We start from the raw sequence: 7,302 nt of genomic DNA, 5'->3' as shown, positions 1-7,302 counted from the left end.
GAGTATATCCAGTTGCAATTTAAAAAATATAAATAAGTTAAAACCTTTTATAAAAAATTTATGTCTAATAAATAAAAAGGAAAAGAAGCTATATTTGTCAAATTAAGATTTTATGAGGGGGAATGATCTAAATGAAAAAGAAAATTAAGAAACTAAGTAGACTAGTAATTGTTAGCATGATGATAATATCAGTATTTATATTAAGTGGTTGTAGTGATAAAAATGAAATGAAAAATACTGTTAAAAATTATACTAAGTTATTAAATGAAAAAAAATATGATGAACTATATGAAATTTTAACAACAGATTCCAAGGAGTATATAAAAGAAGAGTTTGGTGGTAAAGAAGGATTTGTAAATAAATACTCTGCCATATATTCAGCAATGGGAGTAAATAACATAAAAATAGATGTGGGTGAAATTAAGGATAAATCAGAAATACCTATTACTATTTCAATGAATACTATTGGTGGAAAATTAAAATATGAGGATGCAATAATTAAGCTGAAAAAAGAAGATGATAAATATAAAATATGTTGGAACGAAAGCTTGATTTTGCCGGATATGGTACAAGGAGATAAAATTAGGGTAAAAGTTAGCAATGGTAATCGAGGAGAAATTCTTGATAGAGATGGTAACTTATTAGCTTATAATGGTGAAGTAAATTATATAAATATAGACCCTAAATTATTTAAAAAGGAGGATATAAGTGACTTAGCTAAGGCACTTGACATAAGCGAGGAATATATAGAAAAGAAAATTGAAAATAATATAAACCCTGATTATGCAATAAATATTGTAAAGGTTTCTAAATATGAAGAAGATAAGGTACAGGAAGCTTTAAAAATAGAAGGTGTAATGTCACAAGTAGGAGCTTCTAGGGTGTATGCAAAAGGAGAAGCTTTTGGAAGTTTACTTGGCTATATAGGCGATATAACAGCAGAAGAATTAGAAAAAAATGCTGGCAAAGGATATACAACAAGTAGTCAAGTAGGGAAAAATGGATTGGAGCAAGTTTATGAAGATACATTAAGAGCTACAGATGGAGTTCATATATATATTGAAAGAGGAGGAGAAGATATTACGCTTGCTAAGATAAAATCAAGTGATGGCAAGGATATAAAATTGGCGATAGACTCGGATTTACAAAAATCAGTTTATGATCAAATGGATAATGAAAAAGGTGCATCTATAGCCATGAATTCAGCTACAGGAGAAGTATTAGCCATGGTAAGTTCACCTTCTTATGATTCAAATACAATGGTGACTTACAAAACTAAAACTATAGCAAAAGAGTGGGAAGAAAATAAAAATGCCAGTTTTGATAATAGAGCAAATAATTTATACTCACCAGGATCTACAATGAAACTTATAACAGCATCTATAGGAATAGAAAATAAGGAAATAGATCCAAATGAAAAAATGAAGATAGAAGGAGTAAATTGGCAAAAATCATCATCCTGGGGAAATTATAAAGTTACTAGGGTAAAAAATGTAAGTTCTGTGAATTTATATGATGCTGTTGTAAATTCTGATAATATTTATTTTGCAGATAAAGCTATAAAAATAGGTAGTGAAAATCTTATAGAAGGAGCTAAAAAGTTTGGATTGGGAGCTGATATAAAATTTGAATATCCTATGTCTAACTCTCAAATATCAAATAGTGGAGCTATAGATAGTGAAATTTTACTAGGTGATACAGGTTATGGACAAGGAGAAGTTTTAACAACACCACTTCAAATAACTATGGCATATTCAGCTTTAGGAAATGAAGGAAAAATTATGACTCCAAGACTTGTGCTAAGTGAAAATAAAGAAGAAAAAGTGTATAGTGAAGCTATACAAAAGAAATATTTAAAAGAATTACAAAAAGACTTTGCTGGAGTTATAAATGATTCTAATGGAAGTGGATATTTATGTAAAATAGAAGGTGTTAATTTGGCCGGGAAAACAGGAACAGCAGAAATTAAATCAACTAAAGAAGATGAAACTGGAAATGAAAACAGTTGGTTTGTTGCTGTAGACATGGACAACTCTAAATTAGCTATATCTATGGTTATGGAGAATATGAAATATAAATCCACATCAAAGTATTTAGTACCTAAAGTTAAAAATATAATGAAAAGTTATATATCAGAAGATAAATAATATATAATATAAAAAAGGTCAATTTTACTAGGTTGACCTTTTTTATATTATAAACTCCAACTGACTGGGGTAATGGCCTATTTAAGTATTACCTAAATTAAGAAAATGAAATTTTTGAGTTATATATTAAATTCTTCTCCATCATGATTTACTTCAACTATTTTATCTTTGTAATCTAATGAATAATTAGAAGATTTAAAAATTTTAACTAAAGAGTAAGTTTTCCAAAGATGCATTGGAAATGCTATCTTAGTATTAGTGTTTTTCATAAAATAATCAAAACCTAAATAATATTGTTCACCTTGTCGAGGGTCTAAAGGTAAAAAGGCAAGGTCTATATTTTTTCCTTTTATTTTATTTATTGAAGATTTAAATATTTTTTCAGCATAATCATTTTCTTCAGGAGAGTTTTCACCTTCCCAGTGCCACCAGTTTAAATCTCCAGCATGATAAATTGTTTTATTTTCTACCCTCACAATAAAAGCCACACCTAAATCACTAGATTCAAGAGTTTCTATTCTTAAATCATCGATTAATAACCTTTCATTAGGACCCATAAGTTTTATATTTTCTGATTTTGGAGCATTTATATCGTTTGACAATATATAAGTCACATTAGGTTGTGTTTCCTCTATTTTAAAAATAGATTTATTAAAATGATCGTGATGAGAGTGACTTGAAAATACATATAACTTCTTGTTTTTATCGAAATATGGAATATTTCCTTGGAAATAATCAAAAAGTAATATGCAATTATCAAGTTCAGCGCTAAAGCTACTATGGTGAATATATGTTATTTTCATATTGAAATCCTTTCTTATCAATTATTTTATATGTTATGTAAATTATAATTTTATTATATATCAAGCACAACAAATAATCTTAAAGATTTATAAAACTCCATAAGTTCTACATATTTATTTTATATAATAAAAGTAAATATGTAGAAAGGATGTGATTTATATGGATAGTGACCCTAGGTTGAAAATAAGCAATAAGTATAAACAGAGAGAGTTCATATATAATCACAAGATTTTATTATTGATGATATGAACTCTTTAGTATGGAGGGATTATTATGGTACAAATAGTAAGTAATTTAATTGAAGAAAGAAAAATATTAGAACTAAGTGAATACTTTGCAAATTTAAACTCTGTTGATATAGCAAAGGATATGGTGGATTTAAGAAATGAGGATATAGTATTAGCTTTTAGAATACTGCCAAAGGATACGGCAGTAGAAGTATTCTCATATTTAGAATTAGATATGCAAGAATATATAATACAGTCCATAACGGATAGTGAATTAAAAGATATAATAGATAAATTATTTTTAGATGATACGGTAGATATTATAGAAGAGTTACCTTCTCATATAGTTAAAAAAGTATTAAAGAATACTTCAAAAGAAAAAAGAGAATTTATTAATCAATTTTTAAAATATGATGAAAATACAGCAGGGGCAATGATGACCATAGAATTTTTAGACTTGAAAGAAAGTATGACGGTAAAGGATGCTATAAAGTATATTAGAAATGACTCTTTAGATAAAGAAGATGTGGATACTTGTTTTATAATTGATAACAATAGAAAAATAAAGGGAACGCTACATCTAAAAGAGTTAATATTAAATAATGAAAAGACACTTATAGAAGATATAATGGATAGAAATATTATATGCACAAGTACAGTGGAGGATCAGGAAGTTGTAGCTTCCGAGTTTAAAAAGTATGATTTAACATGTATGCCTGTATTAGATAAGGAAGATAGGCTAGTGGGGATTATAACTGTAGATGATGTCATGGATATCATAGATAAAGAAAATACAGAGGATTTTCAAAAGATGGCAGCCATACAGCCCAATGAAGAGTCATATTTAAAAACTCCAGTGTTGGAGTTAGCGAAACATAGAGTTATATGGTTATTAGTGCTAATGATATCAGCCACATTTACTGGTTCTATAATAAAGAAGTTTGATGATGTGTTACAATCAGTAGTAATATTGGCTGCATTTATTCCAATGTTAATGGATACGGGAGGTAATGCAGGTTCACAGTCTTCAACTTTAGTAATAAGGGGATTGGCACTTGGAGATATTGAGATTAAAGATTATTTAAAAGTAATGTTTAAAGAATTTAGAGTAAGTTTAATAGTTGCTACTGTTTTAGCAAGTGTGAATTTTCTTAGAATATATTTATTAGAAAGAACTGAATTAGCCATATCTATAACTGTATGTTTAAGTTTATTTTGTACAGTTATAATAGCAAAAGTAGTTGGAAGTTTGTTACCTATAGTAGCTAAAAAACTAAAATTTGATCCAGCTATAATGGCTAGCCCTTTAATTACTACAATTGTAGACACTTTTGCACTTATGATATACTTTACTTTAGCAAAAGTATTACTTGGAATATAAAATCTTCTCTGCCTGAGTCGATGCTTCATGCATACATTTGCTACGTTGCAGATATATGCTTTAATTTGTTTGAAGAAGACATGGTTATAAATAATATAAAAGATCTGTTATGACAGGTCTTTTTACATATTAGAAAATTATATTGCTCTCAAATCTGTTAAAAACTCATGAAACTAAGTAATACCAAAAATATTGAACTGTAAAAAGTTAGTTTTTGAGCAAGATCATTGCCTTAAACTGCATGTCGGTCACACATTGGCTTAAAGTGGTAAGGTTTGCATATCGTTTGAGTAACGGATTTATACGAAGTGGTAATGAGGACATATCGTTGATTACATGATTCTCAACTTTGGCGATATGAAGTGTTTCGCCGACACGTAGCTCAAGCGAAGCAAATTTTTTATGGCATAAATAGGTTTTATATAAAAATATATTAAAGAAATACTATAATATATATAAATTTTGTAGGAGAAGTTATATGATAAAAATATTAGTAGTTGACGATGAACAAAAAATCTGTGAATTTGTAAAAGCATATTTAGATAGAGAAGGGTATGAAGTTACTGTTACCTATAATGGAAAAGATGCAATTGAAAACTTTGAAAATACAGACTATGATCTAGTCGTTTTAGATAGAATGTTGCCAGATATAAGTGGAGAAGAAGTTTGTAGATATATTAGAAAAAAATCTGATCTACCCATAATAATGCTTACAGCTAAGATTGAGGATGAAGATAGGATAGAAGGTTTCACTTTAGGATGTGATGATTATTTATGTAAACCATTTAATGTGAGGGAGTTAGTATTTAGAGTAAAAGCTATTTTAAAAAGAAGTAATAAAATAAGTGAAGACAATATAATAAAGATTGGTGACGAAGTAGAAATAGATACTTTATCATATCAAGTAAAAATACGAAAAGAACTTGTTTCACTAACTAATACAGAATATAAAATATTGTTACTTTTACTATCTAACCCGCACAAAGTATATACAAGAGCAGAAATATTGGAACAATTAGAAGAAGGATATTATGAAAAAGATGATCGTGCAGTTGATAGTCACATAAAGAATTTAAGACAAAAAATAGAAAAAAATCCAAAGGACTGTAAGATTGTACAAACAGTTTATGGAATAGGATATAAATTTGGACTTAAAAATAAAAAGCATTTCACTTAGAAATATAATAATAATATCCTTCTTAACAATTATAGTATTAACCATATTATCTATAACAATATTTGTAACAAAGACTTTTGAATCAGAGTTTGGCAAATATGTGGATGATAGTAATAAATCAGAAGTAAATCATTTAATAAACTTTGATTTAAATAATATATACAAAGAGAAAAATTGGGATGTACACTTAATAAAAAAATTGGCTGAAGATTCATAGGAAAAAGGAATTGTGCTGGAAGTTTATAATAAAAATAATAAGCTAATTTATGGAATACTAGAAGATGAAAAAAGTGAGTCAAATGAAATATTAAATAATATAAGAAAAAATATGCAAAGTATAGAAGAAAATTGGACTCCTAAATTGGAGCAGTATAAAATTGGTATATATAATGAAAATAAGGATAAAGTGGGATATGCTCAGATATTATATTATAAGTCACTATATTATATGGAAAATGATATTATGTTTTTAAATATAATCAATGATTTTATGAAAGTTATAAGCCTTATATCCATAGGAAGTGTAGTGCTAATTGCATTTATTATATCAAAGTCAATTTCTAGATCTATAGAAAATGTTTCTTCTAAAGCAAAAAACATGAGCGACGGAAAATATAATGATAAGCTTAAATACAATAGCAATATAAAAGAAGCAAAAGAACTAATAGAGTCAATTAATAAATTATCTTATAAGTTAAATGAACAGGAATTGCTTAGAAAGAGAATAACAACAGATGTGGCTCATGAGCTTAGAACACCTCTAACAAGTATTCAAGGCCATTTGGATTGTATGATAGATGGTATATGGGAAGCTACTCCAGAAAGGCTGAGCAGTATAAGGGAAGAAACTGACAGGCTTAGTAATTTAGTAGGACAACTTAAAATATTGTCTAGATACGATAGTGAAAGTAATATGATAAATAAAAGTAAAGTTAACTTAAATGAATTTATAGAACATTTTATTTACAACTATGAAGGTGATGCTTTATTTAAGGATATAAATATAACTTATGATTTGAAAGAAATATATATTAGTCTTGATAAAGAACAATTTTCTCAAGTATTAGCAAACTTATTATCCAATGCTATTAAATATACAAATATTAATGGAAAAATACATATAAAAGCTTATGAAGATTGTAACAATGTGATTATATCTATTAAAGATAATGGAGTAGGAATTCCTAAAGATGAGATTAGTTTTATTTTTGAAAGATTTTATAGAGTAGATAAATCAAGAGACAAAGAAACTGGAGGAATTGGAATAGGATTATCCATAGTGAAGAGCATAATTGATGCTCATAATGGACAGATCTTTGTAAATAGTGAAGTAAATAAGGGAACGGAGTTTGTAATAATATTACCAAATAATAAAAATAATATTTAATATGAAAAGAGTATCTGAAGATTTATGCAAAATAAATTCATAGATACTCTTTTGAACTGCACCCTTCATGTGGAACAATATAAAACAACCTAGGCTACCTTTTTCTTGTATTTTACAGGAGAAAGGTAGTTTAATTTTGCCTGTATTCTTTCTTTGTTATAATAATCTATATATTGAGA

The 7,302-nt window shown here is 27.5% G+C and carries 7 protein-coding genes; 5 read left to right on the top strand and 2 right to left on the bottom strand.

What is annotated here, in order from left to right:
- The first annotated feature begins 131 nt into the window (after positions 1-131).
- Positions 132-2,147: a penicillin-binding transpeptidase domain-containing protein gene (locus tag QX51_RS17940; RefSeq protein WP_052233157.1), complete on the top strand. Its 2,016-nt coding sequence runs from the start codon at positions 132-134 to the stop codon at positions 2,145-2,147.
- A gap of 119 nt (positions 2,148-2,266) precedes the next feature.
- Here the strand turns inward: QX51_RS17940 and QX51_RS17935 are convergent, their stop codons facing one another.
- On the bottom strand, positions 2,267-2,950 hold the full coding sequence (locus QX51_RS17935; RefSeq protein WP_039681273.1) for an MBL fold metallo-hydrolase: 684 nt from the start codon (positions 2,948-2,950) through the stop codon (positions 2,267-2,269).
- A gap of 274 nt (positions 2,951-3,224) precedes the next feature.
- On the opposite strand from QX51_RS17935, the gene mgtE reads away from it, so the two are divergent.
- The 4 genes from mgtE (at position 3,225) to QX51_RS17920 (ending at position 7,123) form a co-directional block, all read left to right on the top strand.
- Positions 3,225-4,559 (top strand): magnesium transporter, encoded by a 1,335-nt coding sequence (mgtE, locus tag QX51_RS17930; RefSeq protein WP_039681272.1) that lies wholly within the window; start codon positions 3,225-3,227, stop codon positions 4,557-4,559.
- Between the two features lie 478 nt (positions 4,560-5,037).
- Positions 5,038-5,736, top strand: coding sequence for a response regulator transcription factor (locus QX51_RS17925; protein ID WP_082007865.1), 699 nt, complete (start codon positions 5,038-5,040; stop codon positions 5,734-5,736).
- Positions 5,705-5,953 carry a hypothetical protein gene (locus tag QX51_RS21340; protein ID WP_242842777.1) on the top strand — a complete coding sequence of 83 codons (249 nt, stop codon included), beginning with the start codon at positions 5,705-5,707 and terminating at the stop codon, positions 5,951-5,953. The genes QX51_RS17925 and QX51_RS21340 overlap by 32 nt, the downstream gene beginning before the upstream one ends.
- A gap of 12 nt (positions 5,954-5,965) precedes the next feature.
- Positions 5,966-7,123 carry a sensor histidine kinase gene (locus QX51_RS17920; RefSeq protein WP_242842776.1) on the top strand — a complete coding sequence of 386 codons (1,158 nt, stop codon included), beginning with the start codon at positions 5,966-5,968 and terminating at the stop codon, positions 7,121-7,123.
- 89 nt (positions 7,124-7,212) lie between these two features.
- Here QX51_RS17920 and QX51_RS21870 read toward each other — a convergent pair whose 3' ends face one another.
- Positions 7,213-7,293, bottom strand: coding sequence for an IS3 family transposase (locus QX51_RS21870; RefSeq protein WP_408645542.1), 81 nt, complete (start codon positions 7,291-7,293; stop codon positions 7,213-7,215).
- Positions 7,294-7,302 lie beyond the last annotated feature (9 nt).

The organism is Terrisporobacter othiniensis, assembly GCF_000808015.1.
Classification (GTDB): domain Bacteria; phylum Bacillota; class Clostridia; order Peptostreptococcales; family Peptostreptococcaceae; genus Terrisporobacter; species Terrisporobacter muris.
This window is presented reverse-complemented; position numbering and strand designations above follow the sequence as displayed.

What these genes read in the sequence shown, in the direction of transcription:
- QX51_RS17925 (WP_082007865.1), top strand. Translation starts at nt 5,038, where the DNA reads ATGATAAAAATATTAGTAGTTGACGATGAACAAAAAATCTGTGAATTT.
- mgtE (WP_039681272.1), top strand. Translation starts at nt 3,225, where the DNA reads ATGGTACAAATAGTAAGTAATTTAATTGAAGAAAGAAAAATATTAGAA.
- QX51_RS17940 (WP_052233157.1), top strand. Translation starts at nt 132, where the DNA reads ATGAAAAAGAAAATTAAGAAACTAAGTAGACTAGTAATTGTTAGCATG.
- QX51_RS17935 (WP_039681273.1), bottom strand. Translation starts at nt 2,950, where the DNA reads ATGAAAATAACATATATTCACCATAGTAGCTTTAGCGCTGAACTTGAT.